The sequence below is a fragment of the Croceibacter sp. genome, assembly GCF_002716225.1.
GTDB lineage: Bacteria > Bacteroidota > Bacteroidia > Flavobacteriales > Flavobacteriaceae > Croceibacter > Croceibacter atlanticus.
Window position 1 is genome coordinate 289552 of sequence record NZ_PAZX01000013.1, and the last position, 25762, is coordinate 315313.

General features: G+C 33.7%; 24 protein-coding genes. 13 read left to right on the top strand and 11 right to left on the bottom strand.

Annotated elements, in window-relative coordinates; translation table 11 throughout:
• Position 1 precedes the first annotated feature (1 nt).
• The 3 genes from dapB to CL818_RS11145 are packed head-to-tail and all read left to right on the top strand — an operon-like array spanning position 2 to position 2987.
• Positions 2-718: a 4-hydroxy-tetrahydrodipicolinate reductase gene (gene dapB / locus CL818_RS11135; protein WP_286973082.1), complete on the top strand. Its 717-nt coding sequence runs from the start codon at positions 2-4 to the stop codon at positions 716-718.
• A 52-nt stretch (positions 719-770) separates the two neighbouring features.
• The gene (lepB, locus tag CL818_RS11140; RefSeq protein WP_272973566.1) at positions 771-2363 is read left to right on the top strand and encodes a signal peptidase I; all 1593 of its coding nucleotides are present in this window, start codon (positions 771-773) and stop codon (positions 2361-2363) included.
• A gap of 3 nt (positions 2364-2366) precedes the next feature.
• Positions 2367-2987, top strand: coding sequence for a WbqC family protein (locus tag CL818_RS11145; RefSeq protein WP_272973565.1), 621 nt, complete (start codon positions 2367-2369; stop codon positions 2985-2987).
• On the opposite strand, the gene CL818_RS11150 is transcribed toward CL818_RS11145, so the two are convergent.
• From CL818_RS11150 to CL818_RS11175, 6 genes are all read right to left on the bottom strand, one after another.
• Positions 2988-4010: an endonuclease/exonuclease/phosphatase family protein gene (locus CL818_RS11150; protein ID WP_272973564.1), complete on the bottom strand. Its 1023-nt coding sequence runs from the start codon at positions 4008-4010 to the stop codon at positions 2988-2990. It abuts the gene before it with no gap.
• Complete coding sequence (locus CL818_RS11155) at positions 4007-4906, bottom strand: rhomboid family intramembrane serine protease (protein WP_272973563.1); 900 nt, start codon at positions 4904-4906, stop codon at positions 4007-4009. The genes CL818_RS11150 and CL818_RS11155 overlap by 4 nt, the downstream gene beginning before the upstream one ends.
• Positions 4906-5649 (bottom strand): rhomboid family intramembrane serine protease, encoded by a 744-nt coding sequence (locus CL818_RS11160; protein WP_272973562.1) that lies wholly within the window; start codon positions 5647-5649, stop codon positions 4906-4908. Before CL818_RS11160 ends, CL818_RS11155 begins: the two co-directional genes overlap by 1 nt.
• A 49-nt stretch (positions 5650-5698) precedes the next feature.
• Entirely contained in the window at positions 5699-7552 is a 1854-nt protein-coding gene (gene mutL / locus CL818_RS11165) for a DNA mismatch repair endonuclease MutL (RefSeq protein WP_272973561.1), read from the bottom strand.
• Entirely contained in the window at positions 7553-7843 is a 291-nt protein-coding gene (locus tag CL818_RS11170; protein WP_272973560.1) for a riboflavin synthase subunit beta, read from the bottom strand.
• 129 nt (positions 7844-7972) lie between these two features.
• Positions 7973-9046, bottom strand: a complete 1074-nt coding sequence (locus CL818_RS11175) for a branched-chain amino acid aminotransferase (RefSeq protein ID WP_272973559.1) — start codon at positions 9044-9046, stop codon at positions 7973-7975.
• A gap of 94 nt (positions 9047-9140) precedes the next feature.
• Here CL818_RS11175 and CL818_RS11180 point away from each other — a divergent pair, with 94 nt between their 5' ends.
• The 5 genes from CL818_RS11180 to CL818_RS11200 all read left to right on the top strand — a co-directional run bounded on the left by CL818_RS11180 (position 9141) and on the right by CL818_RS11200 (position 14550).
• Positions 9141-9674: a DUF4920 domain-containing protein gene (locus tag CL818_RS11180; protein WP_272973558.1), complete on the top strand. Its 534-nt coding sequence runs from the start codon at positions 9141-9143 to the stop codon at positions 9672-9674.
• On the top strand, positions 9674-10354 hold the full coding sequence (gene mnmC2, locus CL818_RS11185) for a tRNA (5-methylaminomethyl-2-thiouridine)(34)-methyltransferase MnmC2 (RefSeq protein ID WP_272973557.1): 681 nt from the start codon (positions 9674-9676) through the stop codon (positions 10352-10354). The genes CL818_RS11180 and mnmC2 overlap by 1 nt, the downstream gene beginning before the upstream one ends.
• A gap of 11 nt (positions 10355-10365) precedes the next feature.
• Positions 10366-10776 (top strand): DUF6559 family protein, encoded by a 411-nt coding sequence (locus CL818_RS11190; protein ID WP_272973556.1) that lies wholly within the window; start codon positions 10366-10368, stop codon positions 10774-10776.
• Positions 10777-10929: 153 nt separating this feature from the next.
• Positions 10930-13356 (top strand): TonB-dependent receptor, encoded by a 2427-nt coding sequence (locus CL818_RS11195; protein ID WP_272973555.1) that lies wholly within the window; start codon positions 10930-10932, stop codon positions 13354-13356.
• 60 nt (positions 13357-13416) lie between these two features.
• On the top strand, positions 13417-14550 hold the full coding sequence (locus CL818_RS11200; protein ID WP_272973554.1) for a PepSY-associated TM helix domain-containing protein: 1134 nt from the start codon (positions 13417-13419) through the stop codon (positions 14548-14550).
• A 26-nt stretch (positions 14551-14576) separates the two neighbouring features.
• Here the strand turns inward: CL818_RS11200 and CL818_RS11205 are convergent, their stop codons facing one another.
• Entirely contained in the window at positions 14577-14966 is a 390-nt protein-coding gene (locus CL818_RS11205; RefSeq protein ID WP_219359669.1) for a pyrophosphohydrolase domain-containing protein, read from the bottom strand.
• Between the two features lie 38 nt (positions 14967-15004).
• On the opposite strand from CL818_RS11205, the gene CL818_RS11210 reads away from it, so the two are divergent.
• Positions 15005-15190 carry a hypothetical protein gene (locus tag CL818_RS11210; protein WP_013187162.1) on the top strand — a complete coding sequence of 62 codons (186 nt, stop codon included), beginning with the start codon at positions 15005-15007 and terminating at the stop codon, positions 15188-15190.
• Positions 15191-15256: 66 nt separating this feature from the next.
• Here CL818_RS11210 and CL818_RS11215 read toward each other — a convergent pair whose 3' ends face one another.
• Both CL818_RS11215 and CL818_RS11220 read right to left on the bottom strand, forming a co-directional pair.
• Positions 15257-16708: a M20/M25/M40 family metallo-hydrolase gene (locus CL818_RS11215; RefSeq protein WP_272973553.1), complete on the bottom strand. Its 1452-nt coding sequence runs from the start codon at positions 16706-16708 to the stop codon at positions 15257-15259.
• A 5-nt stretch (positions 16709-16713) separates the two neighbouring features.
• The gene (locus CL818_RS11220) at positions 16714-18729 is read right to left on the bottom strand and encodes a dipeptidyl-peptidase 3 family protein (protein WP_272973552.1); all 2016 of its coding nucleotides are present in this window, start codon (positions 18727-18729) and stop codon (positions 16714-16716) included.
• A 208-nt stretch (positions 18730-18937) separates the two neighbouring features.
• On the opposite strand from CL818_RS11220, the gene CL818_RS11225 reads away from it, so the two are divergent.
• Complete coding sequence (locus CL818_RS11225) at positions 18938-19969, top strand: SRPBCC family protein (RefSeq protein ID WP_272973551.1); 1032 nt, start codon at positions 18938-18940, stop codon at positions 19967-19969.
• 6 nt (positions 19970-19975) lie between these two features.
• Here the strand turns inward: CL818_RS11225 and CL818_RS11230 are convergent, their stop codons facing one another.
• Positions 19976-20560: a hypothetical protein gene (locus tag CL818_RS11230; protein ID WP_272973550.1), complete on the bottom strand. Its 585-nt coding sequence runs from the start codon at positions 20558-20560 to the stop codon at positions 19976-19978.
• On the bottom strand, positions 20550-21026 hold the full coding sequence (locus CL818_RS11235) for an ankyrin repeat domain-containing protein (protein ID WP_041241147.1): 477 nt from the start codon (positions 21024-21026) through the stop codon (positions 20550-20552). The genes CL818_RS11230 and CL818_RS11235 overlap by 11 nt, the downstream gene beginning before the upstream one ends.
• Before the next feature lie 155 nt (positions 21027-21181).
• Between CL818_RS11235 and CL818_RS11240 the strand changes: the two genes are divergently transcribed.
• The 3 genes from CL818_RS11240 (at position 21182) to CL818_RS11250 (ending at position 25721) form a co-directional block, all read left to right on the top strand.
• Positions 21182-21706: a DUF421 domain-containing protein gene (locus CL818_RS11240; protein WP_272973549.1), complete on the top strand. Its 525-nt coding sequence runs from the start codon at positions 21182-21184 to the stop codon at positions 21704-21706.
• A gap of 116 nt (positions 21707-21822) precedes the next feature.
• Positions 21823-23688: a DUF3858 domain-containing protein gene (locus CL818_RS11245; RefSeq protein WP_272973548.1), complete on the top strand. Its 1866-nt coding sequence runs from the start codon at positions 21823-21825 to the stop codon at positions 23686-23688.
• Positions 23685-25721 carry a transglutaminase family protein gene (locus tag CL818_RS11250; protein WP_286973094.1) on the top strand — a complete coding sequence of 679 codons (2037 nt, stop codon included), beginning with the start codon at positions 23685-23687 and terminating at the stop codon, positions 25719-25721. Before CL818_RS11245 ends, CL818_RS11250 begins: the two co-directional genes overlap by 4 nt.
• Positions 25722-25762: the final 41 nt, after the last annotated feature.

Consider the following 25762-nt stretch of genomic DNA (forward strand, 5'->3'; position numbering starts at 1 on the left):
CATGAAGATTGCATTACTTGGCTACGGAAGAATGGGTAAAACAATTGAGGAACTCGCTATAAAAAGAGGTCATGAAATTTGTTACAAAACTTCTACAGCTATAGATGAAGAAGCTTTAAAAGAAGCAGATGTCGCTATAGATTTTAGCGTTCCTAATGCTGCTTTCACAAATATCACAATGTGTTTTAAACTAAACATACCTGTAGTTTCCGGCACAACTGGCTGGCTTGATAATTATGACAAAGCAATTGAGATATGTCATAATAGTAACGGCAGTTTTATCTATGCGTCAAACTTTAGTATTGGCGTAAATTTATTTTTTAAGCTAAATAAAACATTGGCACATTTAATGGCAAATCAGCAGGATTATGCTGTTGCACTTAAAGAAATACATCATACCAAAAAACTAGATGCGCCTAGTGGTACAGCTATTACGCTTGCAGAACACATTATAGATGCTACAGATAACACAAAATGGCATCTAAATAACCAAGACAGTAAAGACCACACAAATAGTATAGGTATTACTGCAGAACGCACTCCAGATGTTCCTGGAACACATACAATTTCCTATTCTTCTAAAATAGATACAATAGAGATTACCCATACTGCTCATACCAGAGTAGGTTTTGCTCTTGGTGCTATTATAGCTGCAGAATGGTTAAAAGACAAAACAGGAGTTTTTACAATGAATGATGTATTAGACTCTATTATTTAATGATTTTTGTAACGCTGGCTTAGTTTAGCTTACTAATAATGAAACTTAGATTATGACATTATTACAATGGTTTATATTTATCCTGATCATACAGGTAATACACGGTTTAGGAACCTGGAAACTTTACGTTAAAGCAGGAAGACAAGCTTGGGAAGCTTTTGTACCTGTATACAATGCTGTGGTATTAATGAAAATTATAAATAGACCTTGGTGGTGGACTATTTTACTTTTCATTCCTATTGTAAACCTAATAATGATACCCGTAGTTTGGGTGGAAACCATTCGTAGTTTTGGAAAAAACTCAACCTTAGATACGTTCTTAGTCATCCTAACTTTTGGACTTTATATTTACTATGTAAATTATGCTTTAGACGTTACATATATTACAGACAGAGACTTAAAGCCACGAACAAGTGCTGGAGAATGGATTAGTAGTATTTTATTTGCAGTAGTAGCTGCAACAATTGTACACACGTATGTAATGCAACCATTTGTAATTCCTACCTCATCTTTAGAAAAAACATTACTTGTAGGAGATTATCTTTTTGTTAGCAAGTTTCATTACGGTGCAAGACTACCAATGACAACAGTATCTTTCCCTATGGTACACGATACTATTCCTGTGGTGAGATCTAAATCATTTTTATATGATGACGACAGAAACGATAAAGATTCTTGGAAAAACAAATTACAACTACCCTATTTAAGATTACCTGGATTTCAAGATGTAGAACGCAATGAAATTGTAGTCTTTAACTATCCTATTGATACTGTTAAACAGTTTTTTGCAACAGATGGCAAACATTACCTAAAGCCTATAGATAAAAAATCTAACTATGTTAAACGTGCTGTTGGCTTGCCTGGAGACAGTCTTAAAATTGTTGATGGAAAAGTATATATTAATAATGAGCCATTACAATTACCAGACCGCGCAAAGCCACAATATAACTATATAGTACAAGGTAAAGGTCAAGGTTTTAATCCACAGGCTTTATATGAAGTGTACGATATCACAGATCCTATTTCTTGGTATAACCAGAACGAAAGACAGTATCGTATTACATTGACAGACAAAACTGCAGAACGTTTTAGAAACCATCCTAATGTAGCTTCAGTAACTAAAATTATTGATGAAAAAGGCGCCAAAGGTGGAAACTTATTCCCTAATAATGGCAGATTAGATTGGAATGAAGATCAATACGGTTCCATATACATTCCACAAAAAGGAAAAACAGTCGATTTAACTTACGACTCTGCACCATTTTACAGACGCATTATAGAAGTTTATGAAGGTGCTGAAATGGGTATTGAAAACAAAATAACCTATAATGGTAATCAAGTTCTACTTAATGGAAAACCTGCAACTACGTATACCTTTAAGCAAGATTACTATTGGATGATGGGTGATAACAGACAAAATAGTGAGGATAGTAGGTTTTATGGCTATGTGCCAGAAAATCATATAGTAGGTAAAGCTGTTTTTGTTTGGATGAGTTGGGATGCCAATAAAGGTGGCGTGCGTTGGGAACGCTTATTTACTACAGTTGGCGGCAGCGGCGAACCTACTTCATATTTACCATATTTTGTAATAGCTTTATTAGTATGGTTTGGTTTTAATTACTTTAGAAAACGTAAAAAAGCATAACACTTGGAAACTGTTCTTTTACATCCTGCATATTTTGCTCCTACCTTGCATTACGCATATATGGCACAGGCAGAATCTGTAGTTTTTGAAAATGACGATAATTATCAGAAGCAAACCTATAGAAACAGAACGTATGTATATGGTGCAAATGGTAAGCTCCTTTTAAATATTCCTATTTTACATACAGGAAATGGTAGCCATCAAAAATATAGAGATGTAAAAATTGAAAATAGCTTTAAATGGCAACAACACCATTGGAAAAGCTTACAGAGCGCCTACAGAAGTTCTGCTTTTTTTGAATTTTTTGAAGATGATTTGGCTCCTCTCTTCGAAAAGGAACAAACCTTTCTTCTAGATTTTAATTACCAATGTTTTGAAGTTATTTGTGAGTGCCTTCAATTTTCTCCAAATTTCACGAAGACCAAAGAGTTTTTTAAAGAACCTACTCAAACCGACTTAAGATATACTATTGATGCTAAAAGAGCACTTAATGTAGAGCTAGATCCTTACTTTCAGGTTTTTGAAGACAAAAAAGGCTTTATTCCTAACCTTAGTATTTTAGACTTATTATTTAATGAAGGCTCTAATGCCTTAACCTATTTAGAGTCTTTAAAGCTTAAATAGCTACAAACTAAAATCTGCTTTAATTGGAAAATGATCTGAGAATTTCTTGGTGTAGGTTGTAAACCCTTTTATTGGAATCGTTTTATCTGCAAGAATAAAATCAATACGCAACGGGAAAAAATCTAGATCAAAGCTTTTTCCAAAACCATTACCTGCCAATTTAAAAGCATCTTTATATGTATTCCCTTTTATGGCTCTATACACATAAGAGAAAGCACTATTATTTAAATCTGAACAGATTATCACCTTATATGGAGATGTTTCTATATGAGCTTTTAATTGCTCCATTTGGTCTTGTTGCACCTTAAATGTGCCTCCTACTCTTCCTAATAAACGTTCGCTACCTTCTTCTTGAAGATCTTTAACATTTGGCTTTAGTCGTAAAGACTCTAAGTGGGCATTGTAGAATCTTAAAGTGTCTTTTTTATAGACAACATCTATAAAAATGGCATTGTTTCCTGCGCTTTCAAAATCTACAGAACCCGAATTTATAATAGGAAATTCGCTAAAAAAAGCTTGCCCAAACCTACTGTTGTTCGTTTTTGTTTTTATGTATTTATATTTAAAGGCACGATCTATCTTAGAACTTTCAGAAAAATATTCTTGAACTGCTAAAATATCAGGCTGCTCTTGAGCTATAAAATGAGCAATACTATCTGAAAGGTTTTCAGCATCTATCCAATTATATCTATTAAAAGATTTCACATTATAAGACATAACAGAAAAATGCTCTTCATCTCCTACTTTTTTAGATTCAGAAAACTTATAGAAGGAACTTAAGTTAGCAAAGCCAATTAACAAGATTAATAAAGACATAAATAATTGGCGTCTTACTTTAAATAACCAATACAGAAAAAACAAAAAGTTTACAATAAGTAACGGTCCTATTCCTAAACTTAAAACAGACAATGTAGGAAACGTTTTTGGTGGAATATAGGGCAAAAAATAAGCAGTAAGCAATGCTAAAGCAAAGCAAATATTTAGGAAGAATATAAATTTATCTAAGACGTTTAGGCCTTTCATATATTGTCTTTTCCTGCGTTAAATAGAAAGTCCTTTTCTGCTTTTGTTAAACTGTCATATCCGCTTTTGCTAATCTTATCTAAGATAGCGTCTACTTTCTTTTGTTGCTCATCTTTCTTAGGCTTTTTAGCAGTAGTCGCTTTAGGGCGTTTAGTTTTATGAACCGTTTTTAAAGGGCTTTTCTTTTCTCTAGGTGTTTTGCTAAATAATCCTGAAACCCAATCTGCTAGTTTTTCAAATCCGCTGCCAATATCATTTCCTTTAGCTAACTGCTTAGTGTAAATATAACCAAGCAATGCACCTCCTAAATGCGCCAAATGACCACCAGGATTATTTAATGGAATTTGTATCACATCAATCACTACTAAAAAGGCAGCTATCCACCAGAATTTAATACTACCTAAAAACATTAGTCTAATACGCATATGTGGGATATGTGTTGCAATACCAACAAGTACAGCCATTACTGCAGCACTAGCTCCAATTAATGTAGAACGGCCTTGACCTTGAAAAGCTGGAAACACATTGTAACTTAACATAAATACCAATGCACCACATATGGCACCTAAAAAATAATAGTTAAGTAAACGTTTAGGTGAAAAATAGTTTAAGAAGTACTGACTTGCGTAAAATAGAATAAGCATATTACCCAAAATATGCCATAACCCAGAATGAAAAAATGCATAAGTAATAAGTGTCCAAGGCTTAAAAATAAACTCATCTACATCTTTTGGAAAGGCAAACCAGTCTAATAATGGCGTTTGTGGTGCTTGCATTAAAAACCCAACAGTACGTAATACAAACACAAAAATAAACACAACTACATTTATAGCTATGAGCTTTTCTGCAATATTAAGGCGACTGTATTTTAATTTTAAATCTGTTATTGCACGCATTAATCCCAACGGTTTTGGTTAAACGAATTCTTTTTCCAATACCACATCATGATAAAGCCAAAAAGGGCACCACCAACGTGGGCAAAGTGAGCAATACCACCACCAAATAATGAGTAACCTGTAAATCCAGAAAACAAATCTATTCCTATTAAAACGGGTATAAAATATTTAGCTTTTATTGGTACCGGCACAAATAATAAGAATAATGATACATTAGGAAATAACATTGCAAATGCAACCAACACTCCATAAATAGCTCCAGAAGCTCCTACAGCTGGCGTATTAAAGGCTTCAAACATAGTTTGGAGTGTATCTTTTGATACATTATTTAAAATACTAGTATCATACTGTCCTGTATTAAGCATAGTCTGTATGGCTTCTGGTGTCATACCTGCTTCTAATAAAGAATTAAAGCCAGATTGATATGCAAAATAATTAACCAACGTGTGAATTATTGCTGCTCCTATACCTGCTGAAAAGTAAAAAAAGATAAATTTATTTTTCCCTAAATAATTTTCAATAGGACTACCAAATGCCCAAAGTGCATACATATTAAATAAAATATGCATAACACCACCATGCATAAACATATGGCTTACAATCTGCCACAGCTGAAAGTTTTCGTTCTTAATAAAGTATAAAGAAAGTAATTGATAAGCTCTATCTCCTAAAAATAAAGTTCCTACAAAAAACAGGACATTTATTATAATAAGAACTTTAACGGTTTCGGTTATTCTTCCCAAGGTATTTTTATTTAAAAGTTTTGCCTATCGTCTTGTATGATAACACACTTTAGATAAACTTATTATCCAGATCGTTGCTGGTAAGTGTTACAAACACTTTTCTGTTTTGTGGTGTAACGCTAGGTTCTTTACAAGCAAACAATTGGTTTAACAAATGTTGTTGTGCTTCTACATTCAAAACCGTGCCTGCTTTTACAGCCATACTTTTTGCCATACTTTTTGCCAAAGTGTCATTTTGCGAAAACTGATTTCCTGGCACTTCCTGCTCTAAATCACTAAGTAACCTTTGTAATAAATCCTGTATGTTACTTTCATTTATTATTGTGGGTATTCCTGAAACTACTAATGTATGTTCTTGGCTTCCCTCAAACACAAAACCTGTTTGTACTAAAGAATCTTTTAATTCATTTAATAAGCTTAGCTCGTTAGCATTAAACTGGAGCTCGATTGGAAATAATAACTGTTGGCTAACTGCAGAGCTCATTGTTATATTTTTTAGAAGCTCTTCATAAAGTACGCGAGTGTGCGCTCTATGTTGATCTACAACCAACAAACCACTTTTTATTGTGCTTACTATATATTTTCTATGAATCTGAAAACTATTAGCTTGATGCTCTTCTATTTCGTTTTCAAATAAATTGCCCGTTACCTCGTCACTTTCAAACTCTATAGCAGATGTCTGAAAATTATCTTCAATTGCCTCTGTATTTGCGCCTACATATAAGCTTTCCCAAGATTGTGTTGGCTTTTGCTGAAAATTACGAGATTGTTTTGAAGCTGTTGCAGGTTGTGAGTCCTGAAAAGGGTTAAAATTTCTATCTACATCTATTTTTGGGATGCTAACGTGTTTTTCTTTATAACTGTAAGGTGTATCTAAATCACTATCCCTATCAAAATCTAAAACTGGTGCTACACTAAATTGTCCTAAACTATGTTTTACCACACTTTTTAGCATAGCGTATAGTGTATGCTCATCTTCAAACTTAATTTCTGTTTTTGTGGGATGTATGTTTATATCTATAGTTTTAGGGTCTACATCTAGATATAAAAAATAGCTTGGATGGCTTTTATCTCTTAATAATCCTTCAAAGGCACTTACAATGGAATGATGTAAATAAGAACTCTTTATATACCTGTTATTTACAAAGAAGAATTGCTCGCCACGTGTACGTTTTGCAAATTCTGGTTTTCCGACAAATCCAGAGATCTTAACGATATCTGTTTCTTCTTCAACAGGTACTAAACGTTCATTAGTCTTAGTTCCTAAAATATTTACAATGCGTTGTCTATAATTACTACTTGGCAAACTAAATAGACTGCTGCCGTTATGATGAAGATCAAAAGCAACAGATGGATGTGCAAGTGCCACACGTTGAAATTCATCTATAATATGACGCATTTCTACAGCATCAGATTTTAAGAAATTTCGGCGTGCAGGTATATTATAAAATAAGTTTTTTACAGAGATACTTGTGCCCTTTGGTGTTACACAAACATCTTGAGTTGTTATTTCTGAACCTTCAATTTTTATATAAGTCCCTACTTCATCTTGAGTCTGTTTGGTTTTCATCTCTACGTGAGAGACCGCCGCGATTGATGCTAATGCTTCACCCCTAAAACCTTTTGTATTTATTGCGAAAAGGTCTTCAGCTGACTTTATTTTAGATGTTGCATGGCGTTCAAAAGATAATCGTGCATCTGTCACGCTCATTCCCTTACCATCATCTATAACTTGTATAAGTATTTTTCCTGCTTCCTTAACAATTAGCTGTATACTTTCCGATCCGGCATCTAATGCATTTTCAAGCAACTCCTTAACTACAGAAGCTGGTCGTTGTACTACTTCACCAGCTGCAATTTGGTTGGCAACGTGGTCTGGTAAGAGTTGAATGATGTCACTCATTTAATAGGTGTCAGAGAATATGGTCAAATCAAAATCTATAATCCAAAGAAAGATAAAGATTAAGATGGCTGCAATTATGATTATGGTTTTATGAGAACTCTTGTCTTGCTCGGTTTTATACTCATTCCAAGCTGTTTTAAAGCGATTTACAAGGCCTCCAGAAGCCGAAAGCGTTGTGCGTTGCTCATCAAACTTTCCTTTTAACTTATAAGGATTGCCTTCACCATTGTCGTTCCAATAGCGTGGCTCATATCCAAATTTCTTATTTTTACGTGTTTTTAGTAGTCCCATAACATTAGATTCAAAAGTAACGAAAATGCTTTAATTTGGCGTTACCAGTTGCTATAGAATTACTCAATAATGATACCGAATTGTGATTAATCTAAAATCACAATTCGGTACTAAGTTTTTGGTAATATGTTAAGACAATACTTTATGTCTCCAACCATAAGGATCATCCTTAGTGTTGTATTGTATAGCCATTAACTCCTTTTTGAAGTTAGAAGCGTAAGAAGATTCTAATTTTGGTAATTCAAAAGTCTCGCCTTTATGTCCAAATCCAGAAATAGGATTAATAGTTGCAGCAGTACCTGCACCAAATATTTCTTTTAAAGATCCGTTTTTAGCAGCCTCCACAATTTCCTTAACAGATACTGGTCTTACTTGCACATCTATACCTTTATCTTCAGCAATTTGTATTAAACTCTTACGTGTAATACCATCTAAAATACGGTCGCTTATAGGTGCTGTTAGTAACGTGTCATTTACTCTAAAGAAAATATTCATTGTGCCAGCTTCCTCTAAATACTCATGAGTTTTAGCATCTGTCCAGATAATTTGCTGAAAACCTTCTGCTTGTGCTAAACTTGTTGGGAAAAATTGCGCACCGTAGTTTCCTGCTGCTTTTGCATAACCAACACCACCATCTGCAGATCGGCTATACTTTTCGGCAAACAGTACTTTTACTTCACCCTTGTAATATGCGTTTGCTGGCGCACAAATTATCATAAACCTATAAGACGATGATGGAGATGCAGATACACCAGACTCTGTTGCAATTACAAAAGGTCTTATGTATAAAGAGTTTCCTGCTCCAGCTTTAATCCAATTACGATCTAAATTTAAGAGCGCTTGTAAGCCTTCCATAAAGTAAGATTCTGGAAATGCTGGTATAGCCATACGCTTGGCAGACTTATTAATTCTATCTAAATTGTCTTTTGGTCTAAACAAAAACACATCATCATTATCATCCTTAAAGGCTTTCATGCCTTCAAAAACGGCTTGACCGTAGTGAAATACTTTAGCTGATGGCTCCATAGTAATTGGGCCGTAAGGAACAATCTCTGGTGTCTGCCATTCGCCATTTTTATAGTCGCACACAAACATGTGGTCTGTAAAATTTTTCCCGAATGTTAAATTACTAAAGTCTACCTGCTCTAATTTAGAAGCTGTAGTTTTCGTAATTTTAATTGGAGCATCTGTCATTGATTCCATGAATTTTATGTTTTTTGCAAAAATACAATATCGCGTTGGTTACAATACGTAAGGTTTTCTTAATTTTGACTTAAATTATAATATACTTAAGACAATGAACACTTTAAAATACACTATTTTTTCGCTCATTTTACTTGTAACCCTTCAATCCTGCAAAGATACTCCGAAAACGATTGAGGAAAAAGAGGTGCAGGAAAATGCTTACAGTTTGAAAGGCGAAGCTTTTGATGCTAAAACACCAAAATCTACAGAAGACATGGCAGCTCTTTATAACTCTATGGAAGCTAACGATACTATTGTTGTTGCATTTGAGGCCAAAGTAAATGCAGTATGCCAAAATAAAGGCTGCTGGATGAAGTTAGATATGCCAAACAGTGAGACTGCTATGGTAAAATTTAAAGATTACGGTTTCTTTATGCCTAAAGACATAGCAGAAGACACTGTTGTTGTTCATGGTAAAGCCTTTATACAAGAAGTTTCTGTGGATGAGCAACGCCACTATGCAGAAGATGCTGGTAAGACAAAAGAAGAGGTTGAAGCTATTACAGAACCTAAAAGAACATATTCATTTTTAGCAGATGGTGTATTAGTGCCAGAATCTGAAAATGAAGAGATTCAAACTAAGTAGTGAAACGCGAAATCATTATTACTGGAGACGGTAGTACCTCGATCCATTTTCCAGAATGGGATGAGCAATACCACTCCAAACACGGTGCAATACAAGAAGCCAATCACGTATTTATAGATATGGGATTGGCTCATATTTTAGACCAACAACAATACGCTAGTAGCCCATTACACATTTTAGAAATTGGCTTTGGTACAGGACTAAATGCATTTATTACATTTTTAGAAGCACAAAAAAGAAACCTTGTAATTAATTATGAAGGTATTGAAGCTTATCCTGTGCTACCAGAAGAGGTTGATAAATTAAATTATGTTTCGGCTCTTAATGCAGAAAACCACAGTGCAATTTTTACTACAATGCATTCATCTTCTTGGGATGAGGCTATTACTATTTCAGAAAACTTCACACTTACAAAGAGACAACAATTCTTTAAAGACATAAAAGCTAACAATGCCTTTAACTTAATTTATTTTGATGCCTTTGGTGCTCGCGTGCAACCAGATCTTTGGACAGAAGAAATATTTAAGATTATGTACACGGCATTAAAACCAAACGGTGTTTTAACCACTTATGCTGCAAAAGGCAGTGTACGTAGAGCAATGCAAGCTGTTGGCTTTAAAGTAGAGCGATTGCCAGGACCTCCAGGTAAACGTGAAATGTTGAGAGCTACAAAACCATAATCCTTAAGTTTATGAAAGACCAATGTCATAAAATTCCAGATCAAAAACAAGACTACTTAAAAGACATTGGCACTCTGCTTGTAAAGGAACACGGTAAACAACAGCATTATAAACCCAAACAGATAAAGGAGGCTCATAATAATAGCAAATGGGCATCGCAGTTAGATTTTTCGTGCTGGGCAATGAGCATCTTCTCCACAAAATATGACTTTGATATTTATCACGAAAAGGTTGGAGAAGTCTGTGATTACATTTCTATGAAAGCTGAAATGCTTAAGGGTGTTTCTGGTGCAACAGCAGAACAATGGTCTACTATACCAGATATGGATTTAGATGCATCTTGGTTAGATTTAGAGACTGTATTTGATGGCATTTCAGAAGGATTTTCTGCGCTTATTTCTGGAATATTTGATGGATTGTAGTTTTAATTACTAAAAAACACGAGCCCCAAACCCTTTACGTTTAGAAAATTACAAAACCTTATTTAGATTTAATATAAATAATTTGGATACTAAGGTTTCGGCAATTACATTTGCCGAAAACAATCTATTTATATCAAGTCTAAATAAAAACAAATGACACGACTACTAACAATCGTTCTCTTATTTACAGTCTATCTTAATTGCTTTTCTCAAGAAAATAGCACTATAAAAGGCCGTATTACAGATGCAGACCAAAAACCTCTTTCTGGTGTAAATGTTTTAATTGCTCAATTAAATACAGGTACTCAATCTAATGAACAAGGTGACTTTAGTATTGAAAATCTTTCAGCAGGCAATTACACATTAACCATTTCTTACCTTGGTTTTAAAACACAAACTAAACAAGTTTCAGTACAAAATGACGGTGTTTTAACGCTAGGTAATATTGTACTTTATGAAGGAAATGAAATTTTAAATGAAGTGGTAATTAATGGCGAACGCCAAAATAAATTTTCTAGAAAGAAAACAGCCTATGTAGCAAAACTACCTTTAAAAGATATTGAGAATACACAAGTTTATAGTACAGTGACTAATGAGCTTTTAGAGTCTCAAGTAGTTACAAATTTTGAAGATGCTTTAAATAATGCTGTAGGTATTGAAAAACTTTGGACCTCAACTGGACGTGGTGGAGATGGTGCAGGATATTATTCTTTAAGAGGATTTTCTGTGCAACCACAATTGGTTAATGGTTTACCAGGTTTAACTAATGGCACAATAAACTCGGCTAATATTGAGCGTATTGAAGTAATTAAAGGACCTTCTGCAACTTTATTTGGTAATGCGGTTTCGTCTTATGGTGGCTTAATAAATGTAGTTACCAAAAAACCTTATGCTGGTACTGGCGGTGAGCTTTCTTATACTGCAGGTTCTTATGGTTTTAACCAGGTCACAGGAGATTTTAACACCGCTCTAGATAAAGAGGAAAATTTATATTTTAGATTAAATACATCTTATGCCTCTCAGCAAAGTTTTCAAGATGCTGGATTTAGGAAATCGTTCTTTGTTGCACCATCATTATCTTATAAAGTAAACAATAAGTTATCGTTTTCATTTTACGGTGAAATTACACAAGCAGAACAAACAAACCCTATGTTCTTATTTCTTAACAGAAGTGCTCCTACAGAGGCTAGTAATTTAGATGAATTAGGATATAACAATAAACTTTCATTTACAAGTAATGACTTAACACTTGAAAATCCTTCTCAGAATTATCGTTTAGAAATGGATTATAAATTATCTGATACATGGCAATCTCAAACATTGCTTTCTAAAAGTTCTACATCTACAAAAGGGTACTATTCGTATTTATTTGACTTTGGTATCTTAGGTGATGATACCTTCACAAGATATATAAGTAAGCAAAACGCCAATACTGAAACATCTGACATTCAACAAAACTTTATTGGTGATTTTAAAGTTGCCAACTTGAGAAATAGAGTTGTTATTGGTGCAGATTACTTTACAGCAACACAAACTAGTAATAATACTGGTTATGCATTTTATGGCAATATTACACCAGAAGGTGGCAGTAATGGTGATAATCCTTTTACTCCAGAAGTAGAAGAAGACGCTTACCCGTTATCTTCATCTGGAGTAGATGCTGCATTGGAGTCTCAAGCCATTGGAAACAATAAGTCTAAATATCATATTTATAGTCTATATGCTTCAGACGTGTTAGATATTACCAATAATTTTTCTGCAATGGTTGGATTGCGTTTAGATCATTTTGATAATGAAGGTGATATTTCATCTGCAGAAGATGATTATAATCAAACAACACTTTCACCAAAATTTGGGTTATTATACCAGCCAATTAAAGATCGTTTATCTGTATTTACTAACTATCAAAACGGATTTACAAATGTTGCTCCACAATTAGTTGGTAACCCAGAAGATGGCCCGCAAACTTTACAAACATTTGATCCAGAGCAAGCCAATCAATTTGAGGTTGGTTTAAAAACTAATCTTTTTAATAACAGATTAGATGCTACAATTAGTTATTATAACATTCAGGTTACAGATCGTGTAATTACAGATCCTTCTTCGCCGTTTAATAAAATACAAGGTGGTGAGGTAGAAAGTAAAGGTTTCGAAATAGAAGTTAATGCAAACCCTGTAAATGGGTTAAATATAAGAGCAGGATTTAGTAATAATGAGAGTACCACTACAAAATCTGACAACCCAGAAATACTAAACAGAAGGCCATTAGAAGCTGGACCAGAAACACTTTACAATTTCTGGGCAAACTATGAAGTGCAGCAAGGTTCTTTAGAAGGTTTTGGTCTTGGATTAGGGTTTAATGGTGCAAGTGAGCGTTTTGCAATTAACTACGAGTCTACTGGAGAGTTTATCCTTCCAAGCTATACCATTGCAAATGCTTCTGTTTTTTATCAAGCTAATAAATACAGGATTACTCTAAAGTTAAACAATGCGTTTAATAAAGAGTATTATAAAGGTTGGACAACAATTTCTCCACAAACACCTAGAGCAGTATTAGCAAATGTGTCTTACAAGTTTTAAGTAATAATTTGAATTATATAAAAGGGTATCTGTACAGGTGCCCTTTTCAAGGTTAATTATATGAAATATAAAAAGCAAATACTTACACTACATAAAATCTTAGGGTTAACAACAGGTATTGTTGTATTTATAGTAGCAATTACTGGTTGTTTCTGGGCATTTAAAGAAGAAATTGAAGCTTTATTAAATGACGACACAGTTATAGAGGTTAGGGCTCAAGAACACCTAACTCCTACAGAAGCTAAAGATATTGCCAAGACAGTATTTCCACAACAAACTGTTCATGGTACTTTATTTAAGCAACCTAATGATCCTATTGAAGTTATATTTTATGATGCAGAACCAGAATTTTACCAAAGCGTGTTTTTAAATCCGTATTCTGGTGAAATCTTAGAAGTTAAAGATCATATGACTGGTTTTTTTGCTTTCATATTAAAAGGCCACATGAGGCTGTGGCTTCCTAAAGAGTTAGGAGAACAAGTTGTTGGTGTATCTATCCTTCTATTTATTATTATCATTATCTCTGGCTTTTTACTGTGGTTACCTAAACGGCGTAAAAACCTTAAACAACGTGTAAGCTTTAAATGGAAAGCCACCACACGTTGGAAACGAAAGAATTTCGATTTGCATACCATATTAGGATTTTATGTGTGCGCATTAGCATTAATCTTAGCATTTACAGGATCTATAATGTCTTATAACTGGATGCGTTATGGTTTTTACAAAGCAATTGGCGGTGATAAAACAATTGCGTTTATAATTCCTGAAAATGCCTCAACTACTTTAGAAAAAAATGAGGATGTTTCTCCAATAGATCAATTAATACCATTACTGAGGAAAGAAAATCCAAATGCTGAAAGTTTTGAACTGCATTATCCACATTCTGAAACTGAGAGTATTTATATTGAAACTTCTAATACAGAAGGTGTGTATTACGATTCAGACTTTAGGTTTTTCGATCAAAATACTTTAGAGGAAATTGAAACACCAAGTGTATATGGAACATATAGCAATGCTGAGGTTTCCGATAAGATACTTAGGATGAATTACGACATACATATAGGTGCCATTGGTGGTATTGCTGGAAAGATTATAGCTTTTCTTTCAAGTTTACTTATTGCAAGTTTACCAGTAACCGGAACATTACTATGGTACGGAAGAACTTATAAGAAATCAAAAAAGTCAGCATTATAGCTGACTTTTTTAGTTGTAATATCTCTTTATTTAGATTCAAGAATTTCTTTAATACTTGGCTTAAAGTAATTTGGACCTTTTAACACTTTACCATCTTCTCTATAAATTGGTTTACCATCTTCACCAAGTTTACTCATATTGCTGCGCTGTATTTCATCAAACACTTCTTCAATTTTATGTTGCATACCGTGCTCTATAATAGTGCCGCATAAAATGTATAACATATCTCCTAAGGCATCTGCCACTTCAACCAGATCATTATTATTAGCAGCTTCTAAATATTCCTCATTTTCTTCTTTCATTAAATTAAAACGAAGTGTGTTCTTTGCCAAACCTAAGTCGGCAGTTGGCTCTTCCTTCATACCTAACCCAAATGCAGTGTGAAATTGTCTTACGGCGTTAATGCGTTTTTTCATAGTTTTTAGAGTATTTTTGTGCTTTAAAAGTACAACTTATGTTTAGTACAGGACAATACATTTTTGCAGCACTTTTCTTTATAGCATTTGTAATTGCTATGATTTTCACCTACAGGAAAGATGCTAAGCTTCACAAAAAAAATTACAAGGGCAGTATTTTTATACTACTAGGCTTTATAGCTTTTATCGTGTTCTTGTTTATCTTGAAGACACAGCTTAATTAGTAAAGTTATTACTAATAAAAAAAGCCACGTTAAACGTGGCTTTTCATAGTTTATGTCTTGTTGTAATTACTCCACACTTATCTTCTGAGAAAAAACACCTTGGTTTTTTATCTTAAAGCTTGCTATATATAATCCTGTACTTAGCGAGTTTAAATCATAATTTCCTGTATTCCCATCAAGATTCTCAAACGTTAGCTTTTTTCCGCTAATGTCGTAGATAGAAAGTGATTCGACAGTATAATCTGAAGACTCAAACCTATAGCTTAAGATATTATCATTTACAGTTGTTATTACATTTGGCTGATTAAACTCCGTAACGCCTAATACTGAAGTTTTTGCTGTTTCAATTAAAAACTCTGTACAAAGTTTTGTGAATTTTGTAGCGTGATCTGCAGTACCAGAAACTGTAAACGTATCTCCTAAGGTATGAATAGCTTGGTTATGTTCTCCAAAAGCAGCTTCAAAGGGAAAAGATGCTGGGTAGCCTTGTGCAAACCAACTTGCGTGGTCTGAACATCCATAATTACATAACGATGTACCGTAAGTAACTTGGTGTACGCCATCTGCATTATAGTAGTCTAACAACTGCATTAAAAATGAATTTAATGATGTATCTGTATTATCTGTTATAAAATAAACATCGTTGTCTGAGCCATTAAAATTTGTCATATCAAATTGAGTGACACCAATTACATTTTTATTGTCGTTACTATAAGATTGTGCAATTTCTGCAGAACCAACTAAACCTATCTCTTCTGCAGCATATGCCATAATTTCAATGGTACGGTTAGGCACAAAATCTATTTCGAATAAAACACGAGCTGCTTCAGTAATTGTAGCAATACCTGAGGCATCATCATCTGCACCTGGCGCCAACGCATTTACACTTGCTGTTGTATCTAAATGGCCTCCAGTTATTACATACTCATTTGGAGATACAGCACCTGTAATGGTCATTATAACAGACGGCATTGTGGTCCCTGTATGGTTAAATAATCTCACAGAGACATCTGTACGGTTATAACTTGCTGCCAATGCTTCCCATTTTGCTTTTAAATCCATAGCAGCTTGTGTTCCTTCTGGTCTGTTATGGTATCTGGTACCATAATTTTGCAACTCTATAATATGATCTTCTAAATTCGATGTGCTTACTTCATTTAAAGCTTGTGTAACTATAGCATCATGTGTAATGGTATAGTTAGTACTTGTAAACGATTGTGCATTTGGAATTAGTGGTGTTGCAGCGATATCATTTAAAGCCTTCTCTGCAGAAGGCTTTCTAATATATCCTGGTCCGTGTACCAATATAGCATCATGTAATTCATGAGCTGCAGTCTCGGTTAGCATAACTGCAGACTCATATTCTGTTGATCCTAATATTTGTACAGCATCTGGGAATTGAAGCTTTAGTGTGCTTGCATCTTCCTTATTTAAGGTTGCGTAAAATGGTGAGTCATTTTGAGCATACAAGCTAAAAAACACACCTAAGTTTAATACTATGGCTAATACATATTTCATAGTTCTTATTTTAAGAATCCATATGTTTTTGCATACTCAAGCATTTGAGCCTCAAAAGATTCTGGTTGTGTAACTTTTATAGCAGTAATGGTTCCATCTTCATCCATTTCTGGAACAAGAACAGGATTTACAAAACCACTATAAGGTGCACTTTTAAATTGCTTATTTCGTTCTAAAACTTCTTTATGAATGTCTTGATTTACTTTTACACCATAATCTTCAACTAAAGCTTTAGCAGCTTCATAGTCACCTTCAGATGTAATTCGCTGTGTTTCCTTAAGTAATTCTCCAAACAGCTCACGCATTTTAGAGTAGTCTTTAATATCAAAGTAAGTTTTACCATCACGTTGCTCCATAACAACTGCTCCAGATTCTTGAGCTTTCTCGAACACCCAAGCACTTACCCATTGTCTGTTACGCATATGTGCTTCTTCTACATCATCACCTAATTCTAATCGAATTAGCTGCGTCATCATACCATTTCTTATATAACCATCATAAGCAGCTTTTCCTGTTTTTTCCCAGTTGTCTGTTAATCCTAGTTCTTGAAGTTTAGGATCCATTAAATAGTATAAACCGAATAAATCTGCACGACCTTCTTCAATTGTAGATTTGTAACTCTTTAAAGTTTCTTTTGGTGTACCAACACCTGGATTTATCTGTCCAGAAGCGTGCCCTACTACTTCGTGTAATGCGGTGTGTAACTTATCTGCTTGCTTACCATATTCTTTTTCTAATGCTACCTCTAAAGAATCGTTTGCAAATTCTTCTAAACGACCAGAACCGCCAGCACCATTATATGCATTAATTATGTTACCTAAGGATACAGACTTACTTCCGTGAGCTTGTCTTATCCAGTTGTTGTTAGGTAAGTTCACACCAATTGGCGTACTTGGTGAAGCATCTCCAGCTTCTCCTGCAACAATAACAGTTTTATAAGATACTCCTTTTACCTCTGCTTTTTTGTGCTCAGCCATTAATGGAGAGTTATCTTCAAACCATTGTGCATCTTTAGATAAAACAGCCATCTTTTTAGACATGTCAAAATCTTTAATCTGTACAATACTTTCATAAGAACCTTTATAGCCTTTTGGATCGTTGTAAACTTCAATAAAGCCATTTATCCAATCGATATCACCTTCTGTAGAGTTTACCCAAGCAATAGCATACTCATCCCAAGTATCTAAGCTTCCTGTTTTATAATAGTCTATTAATAATCCTAAAGCTTTTGCTTGATTTTCATTTTCTGCTACTCCTTTAGCTTTTTCTAACCAACCGATAACCTCATCAATAGCTTCGCCATAAAGACCTCCACTTTTGTATGTTTTTTCAACCAGCTTACCGTTTTCCTTAACAAGTTTAGTATTAAGACCAAGTTCAATTGGCTCATTAGCGTCAACTGTTTTAGATCCATAAAACTGCTCTACATCTGCAGTAGTTACATCTGGTCCATAAAAGTTTATAGCGCTCTCTAATACAATATCTGCATCTTTAGAAAGGTTTACTTTTTTAGCATCTTTATCATTAAACAATACTTCAAAAGCTTCGCCTTCAAGCGTTGTATTTGTATCTGCTAAAAGTTGATTTAAATACTCTGCAGAAAACTCTGGAGTCATCTTTACAGTACTGTAATGATGGTGTATACCATTAGAGAACCATATACGCTTAACAAACGTTTCGAAGTTTTTCCAGTCTTCTGTGTTTTTATCACCAGTGTATGTTGTATACACATTTTCTAATGCTTTACGAATAGTAAGGTTATGACGGTAGTTTTGAGCCCACATCATATCACGACCACTAAGACCAGCTTGCGTCATGTAGTAAACAAGCTTTTGCTTTTCTAGACTTAAATTTTCCCATCCAGGAATTTCGTATTGCAAGATTTTAATGTCTGCAAATTCATCTACAATTCCAGCTTTGGTTTCTTTTGGTTCTGGTTTTACCTCTTCTTTCTTTTCTTGGCCACAAGATGATAAAAGAAGTAACCCTAAACTTAATACGGTTAGATATTTAAATGTCATTTTATATAATTTGATTATTTAAGGTGCAATTTAATGGTATTTCGCTAAATCTTAATTCCTTATCTCATATATTTTTAAGAATGACTCCTGTAATTCATTCAACTTCATAACCTTAAAAGCATATTTTATCACTTATACCCCAAAAATGTTTCGAAAACAGTTGCTATAATATGTATATTTACATACCATTAACTATACCCCTAACTTTATGAAATTTTTAAAATACTTATTTTTCCTTTTACTAATTGTAATAATTGGTGCCTCTATATATGTAGCCACTATAGATGGAGACTTTCAAGTTGAAGACTCTAAAGTAATTAATGCACCAGCATCTGTAATTTACAATGAAATAAATGATCTTAAAACTTGGGAAAACTGGGGTCCTTGGAAAGCAGATGATCCAAACATAGTTACAAGCTACCCAGAAAAAACAGTAGGCGTTGGCGCAAGCTATTCTTGGACAGGTGATACTGCTCCAGATGGCCGTATTGAAACTATTGATGCTATACCAAATAAAAGCATTACACAAACCATGGTAATGGAAACACCTTTAGGACCTTCTGAAAGTACTGTATATTGGACATTTGAAGAGGTTGAAGAAGGTACAAAAGTAACTTGGGGAATGAAGGGTTCTCAAAGTTTTCAGGATAAAGCATATTGGGCAACACAAGATGGTTCTTACACACAAATGCTAAAACCAATGTTTCCTAAAGGCTTAGAAAACATTAATACAGTAATCGAAACTAAAATGTCTGAATTTTCTATAAATGTTGATGGCATTACACAACATAGTGGCGGTTATTATATGTACAATACTTCTGCATCTAAGATAAGTGCTATTGGCACCAAAATGGCAGAGATGATGCCACAAGTATTTTCTTATATGCAAGAAAATAATATTCCTATTTCCGGTAGTCCAATGACTATTTACGAGCAATGGGACTTAGCAAATAATACCGCTATATTTTCTTCTGCAATACCAACCACAAACCAAGTTATCACTCCTAATGATAGTCCTATATTATGCGGTTTTATGCCATCTCAAAAAGTTGTTAAGACGACACTTAAAGGAGATTATAAAAATTTAAAAGATGCTTGGGGTGCGGCTAATGCTTATTTAGAAGAAAATAGCCTTGAGAAAATGGAGACTTCAAAAGACTTTGAAGTTTATAGAACAGATCCTAGTGCAGACCCAAATCCAGCAAACTGGGTAACAGAAATTTATATTCCTATAAAATAAGAATACTTAATTATTATGGTTGCTGTTAGACAAATAGCGCTTAGTTAAATTAGAGAGACTCTTTGGTTCTAAACTTATATGTTCCTGTTGTGTTCTTAAAGTTTCAATTTTAGAAGCATAGGGAATATTTCCTACTTTAATTAGTGCATTTAATTCTGCATCAAAACAATTATATAATAATTGAGAAAGTGGTGTTCTTAATTGCGTATGGTTAAATTTTTGAATAAGCTTCTTACAACTAGATAAAAATAATTGAGGATGTTTTGAAAGTGTCTTTACGATATTTCCAAAATCTTTTAAAACGTCTTCATTAGATAAGCTTTTTACTGTGATACCAGTATCTATATTAAGCAAAGGTTTAAATAAATATAAAGCTTGATGTATATAAGCAGTACGCTCAACCTCAGATAAATAAATAATATCCAAACCTAGCGCCGTTTTTACTACAAATACATTTTCACCCAAAGTAAGCTTAAGATATTCCCAATAGTTTAATTCCTGATCTATTGGTAACACGGCTTTTCTTTTAAAACCCTTATTACGAATTCTTACCGATTGTAGTTTATTAATGAGAGATGTATCAAGACTCATCACTCAATAAGTCTAGAATATCATTTAACTCTTGCATTTGTGCGTGATCTTTAGCAGTATGACCTCGAGCATCTTTTAAACTCTTATCTGCATTATGCGCCAATAAAAGCTTTACAATAGCTTCTTGATTAAAGGTTGTTGCATAAATTAAAGCAGTCGCATTGTTAGAGTTTTGCAAATCTATGTTGGCGCCACGTTTAATTAGTAACTCAGCAATTTCTGGATACCCCTTAAAACACACACCCATAAGCGCTGTATTTCCAGAAGCATCTTGTGCATTTATGTCTGCGTTATGATCTAATAAAATTTCAGTAATATCTTTAAAACCATAATAAGTAGCAAGTAACAATGGTGTAGAGCCACGTTGGTCCTTAGCTTGTATTAGTTCTGGATATTCTTTTAATACAATAGCAATATTTGCCTTGTCTTGAGAGCGTATAGCGTTAAATAGTAAATCAGGATTCATAGCATAAATTATAGTTGAAAATGTACGTAAAACCTTTATAGGCATCAACCGGTTTAACATTTATTTTCTTGAAGTATAAAATTATGTTATTTGTAAGTCTTACAAGTATTTGCATTATCTATTGTCGTAATTTTAAGATTAGAAAATTCTATACTATGAAATTAGACTACTTTACAAAAGATATAGGCATGGTGCCAGAAATTATTATAGGTACTATAGTTATTTACATTGCTGTTATCATATTTACAAGAATATTTGGCCTTAAAAGCTTTAGTAAAATGACTGGGTTTGACTTTGTAAATACTGTTGCCATAGGTAATCTTATAGGTATGACCATTGCCACGAGCAACCCTAAATTACTACTAGGTATTTTATTAATTGGGCTTTTATATCTTGCAAACTACCTAGTATCGTTACTTAGATTTAGAAGCAAAACGGCACGAAAACATTTAGATAATAGTCCCGTATTAATTATGAGAGACGGACAAATACTTTATGATAATTTAAATAAAGTAGAAATTACAGAAAACGAACTTAGAGGCAAATTAAGAGAAGCAAATGTGATAAGACTAAATGAAGTAAAAGCTGTAATCCTAGAAACTACAGGAGATGTAAGTGTATTACATGGTGATGACGACAAAGAAATTGAGGATTATATTTTAGAAGATGTTGAAAAATAGAATGCATAATTATAAAATTCTTAACTATTTTAACAAAGTGTAAACATTTTCAGAAATGTAATTTCCTATTTTCGTCGCTATAATTTCATTTCGTGATTTTAAGACTCATTTTTTTATTGATTCTTTCTGCTTCTTACGCTCAAGAATCTAAGTTTACAATTTTAGATCTCCCCAACTCTTTAACTGAAAATGCCAATAGTATCACCAAATCTGAATCTACATTTGTAGATGTCTCAGATTCTGGCTCACAAGACGTATACTATACAAAGACCATTACTATTCTAAACAGTAAAGGAAACTCAGATATTAATGCCTTTGCATTTTATGACAACAACAGTAAAGTAAAAAAACTTAATGCTACCATATATGATGCATTAGGAAATAAAATTAAAAGCTTTAGTAAACGTGACTTTAGGGATGTAAGTGCAGTAAGTAACGGGACGTTGTATTCAGACAATCGTGTAATGTACCTGGATTACACACCAATAACTTATCCATATACTGTTGTTTTCGAAAAAGAGACAACCTCCAAAACATCTGCTTTTATAGAACGTTGGATGCCTATTGAAGATTACTTAAGCAGTACGGTTAGATCTACTTATACCATAAAATTTAATCCTAAGAACAAGCCTATATTTAAAGAGTTTAATTTTGATGGCTATACTATCACTACGGAACAAAAGGAAGGAGAAATGTCCTGGAAAGCAGAATTACTACCTGCTGTAAAACATGAGTATTTAGCACCAAATTTAAATGAAATTACGCCTATGCTTAGGTTGTATTTACCACAATTTAGCTTACAAGGCGAAAAAGGCTCTGCTAACAGTTGGCAAGATTTTGGTAACTGGATGAATACCAACCTCATTGAAAAAACAAACGATTTAAGTTCTGAAACTATTGAAGCAATTAGAGCTCTTACAGCCAATGCTACTACAGATGAAGAAAAAGCGCGAATTGTATATAAATTCGTTCAGGATAAAGTTCGTTATATAAGCGTTCAGATTGAAATTGGTGGCTGGAAGCCTATGCTAGCGTCCGATGTAGATAAACTAAGCTATGGTGATTGTAAAGCCCTTACCAATTACACCAAAAGTTTAATGGATGCTGTTGGACTAACTTCATACTACACCATAATTTATGGCGGAAATGAACAAACAGATATAGATAAAGATTTAGTTGCTGTACAAGGTAATCACGTAATATTAGGAGTAGATTTAAATGAAGATATAACTTGGTTAGAGTGTACTAGCCAAACATCTCCATTTGGATATTTAGGAGATTTTACAGATAACAGAGATGCTTTAATGATTACTCCAAATGGCGGTATAATTACCAAGACAAAAGCATACAATGCAGAAGAAAGCACCAAACGCTATACAATTAATTGCGACATAGATGTCACTTCAGTAAAAGGTCACTTAAATGAACACAGCAAAGGTGTTTTTTATCAAGAGGCTAGTTATGCTAACACTATGTCTCAAGAAGAATTAAAGAACAGTTACTTAACAGAGTGGCGTCACATAAACGGTCTTTCTGTAACTAATATAAGTTTAAATGATGATCAAGATAATATTACTTATCAAGAAGATTTAGATTTTACAATACACCAATACCTCTCAAAAGCTGGGAATAACTTTATACTTAAGCCAATAGTATTTAGCAATTCGAGAGCATTAGTCCCACCAAGAACCAGCAACAGGAAAACACCTTTTATTATTCAGCGTCCTAAAACAGTAGAGTTTTTAATTTCTTATACCATACCAGAAGGTATGACGGTAAACACACCAGAAGACACTTTACTACATACCCCATTTGGAGAATACAGCTTAACTTTCTCTTTAAAGGACAACCGTTTATCCTGTAAAAGATCCCTTAAAATTACCGAAGGCACATTTGAGCCTAACCAATATGAAGCTTACAGATCATTTTGTAAGACCATAACTAATAAAGACAACACAAAACTCCTTATCTCTACATTATGAAGCAAACTTTACTCTTAATTGCTCTTACACTTATTACATTTCCTACACTTGCCCAAGACTATGATTTTGGAGATGTTTCAAAAGAAGAATTGTTAGAAACCGAACATCCAGACCATCCCGATGCTTCTGCTTCGATACTTTATAGAGAATACAAAACAAGGTTTTCCTATTCAGAAGAATATGGCTTTTTTGCAATTACAGAAGTACAAGAACGCATAAAGATTTATAACAAAGAAGGCTACAAATATGCAGATGTTGCTTTTAAACTTCATACTAGTGATGGTAGGACAAAGGACACCTATAATGGTCTTAAAGCCTATACCTATAATTTAGAAGGTGGTAAGGTAAAAAAGGAAAAACTAAAAAATAATGGCATTTTTGAAGAAGAGGCTTCAAAATACACCACGCTTGTAAAATTTGCAATGCCAAATATTAATGACGGTAGCATTATCGAGTATAAGTATGAGCTACAAACTCCTTACATATATAACTTAGACGAATATAGTTTACAAGAATTTATACCTATAAAGAAATCAGTTCTAAAGTTTACATCACCAGAATATTTTGGTTGGAATTTACACCAAAGAGGTACTTTACCTCTTAATGTAGAACAAGGTAGAGGACGAGATAAAATTACTTATGACCACTCTGAGGCCCTATTAGATAAAATGAAAGATGTTGGCAGCCAGCGCCATGGCAAACCAACCATTAATACTAGAAACACTATAGATGTACAAACAGACATTTATGATTTAGAGCTAAGTAATGTGCCGCCACTAAAGGATGAAGCCTACACCAATAACGTAAACAACTATAAGAATTCTTTAAAATTTGAAGTTTCCTTTAGAAACTTGCCAGGTAAAGGTCTTGAAACAGTTACAACCACTTGGGATAACATTACGGAAACCATTTACAGGTCTTCAAGATTTGGGAATGAGCTGGATAAAAAAGGATACTTTAAGAGTGATTTAGAGCGAATTTTAAACACCTCTAATACAGAAGAAGAAATAGTATTTAATATATACGAGTTCGTAAAAAAGAAAATGAACTGGAATGATTATGTAGGTATTTATACAGATGAAGGAGTTGTTAAAGCGTACAGAACTAATACTGGAAATAGTGCAGATATTAATTTAATGCTAACTGCTATGTTAAGAGAAGCTGGTATCACATCTAATCCAGTTTTGGTAAGCACAAGAGATCATGGCATTCCTGTATCTCCAACTATAAACGGCTTTAACTTTGTAATTTCAAGTGCAACTATAAACCAAGAACTTTATTTGTTAGATGCTACCAATAAAAATGGATCTGTAAACTTTTTAGAAGAACACCTCTTAAATTGGAATGGTAGACAAATAACAGAAGATGGTCGTTCAAGATGGATTAACCTTAACCCAACGTCTCATTCAGAAAACAATACAATTATGTCTTTAAAGTTTGATGAGGCTATGCAGATAGAAGGCTCATTAAACAGTAAGATTACAGGACATAGTGCTTACAATTTTAAAAAGAGGTTTAACAGGAAAAGTGAAGATGAGCTAGTTGCTACATTTGAGAGCGACTACCCAAACGTAAAATTTGGTGAGTACTCTTTTAAAAACCATAATAAAACATACGAGCCTATACTCTACTCTTATAAGTTTAATGTTGAAAAACCGGTAGATGTTATTGAAGACAAGTGTTATTTAACACCAATGTTACACTTAGCAGATTTACAAAACCCGTTTGTGTTAGAGAATCGTACATTCCCAATAGACTACCAATACCCAAGGAAAACAAATTATATAGTAAATATTGCCATCCCAGACGGTTATAATGTTAGCACGTTACCAGAAAGCACAAAAGTATTACTACCTGAAGAATTGGGAGAGTTTTTATATAAAGCCAAACAAGTGGGTAACAACGTACAAGTGTCGTATCAATTTGTAATTAACTCCAATCTTGTTCCATCAAAATATTATAACGAGTTAAAAACCTTCTACAATTTAGCTATAGAAAAACAAGAAGAAAAAATTGTATTCGTAAAATCTTAGTCTATTACTACATATGTAAAATAGCATTTACCATATAAGTG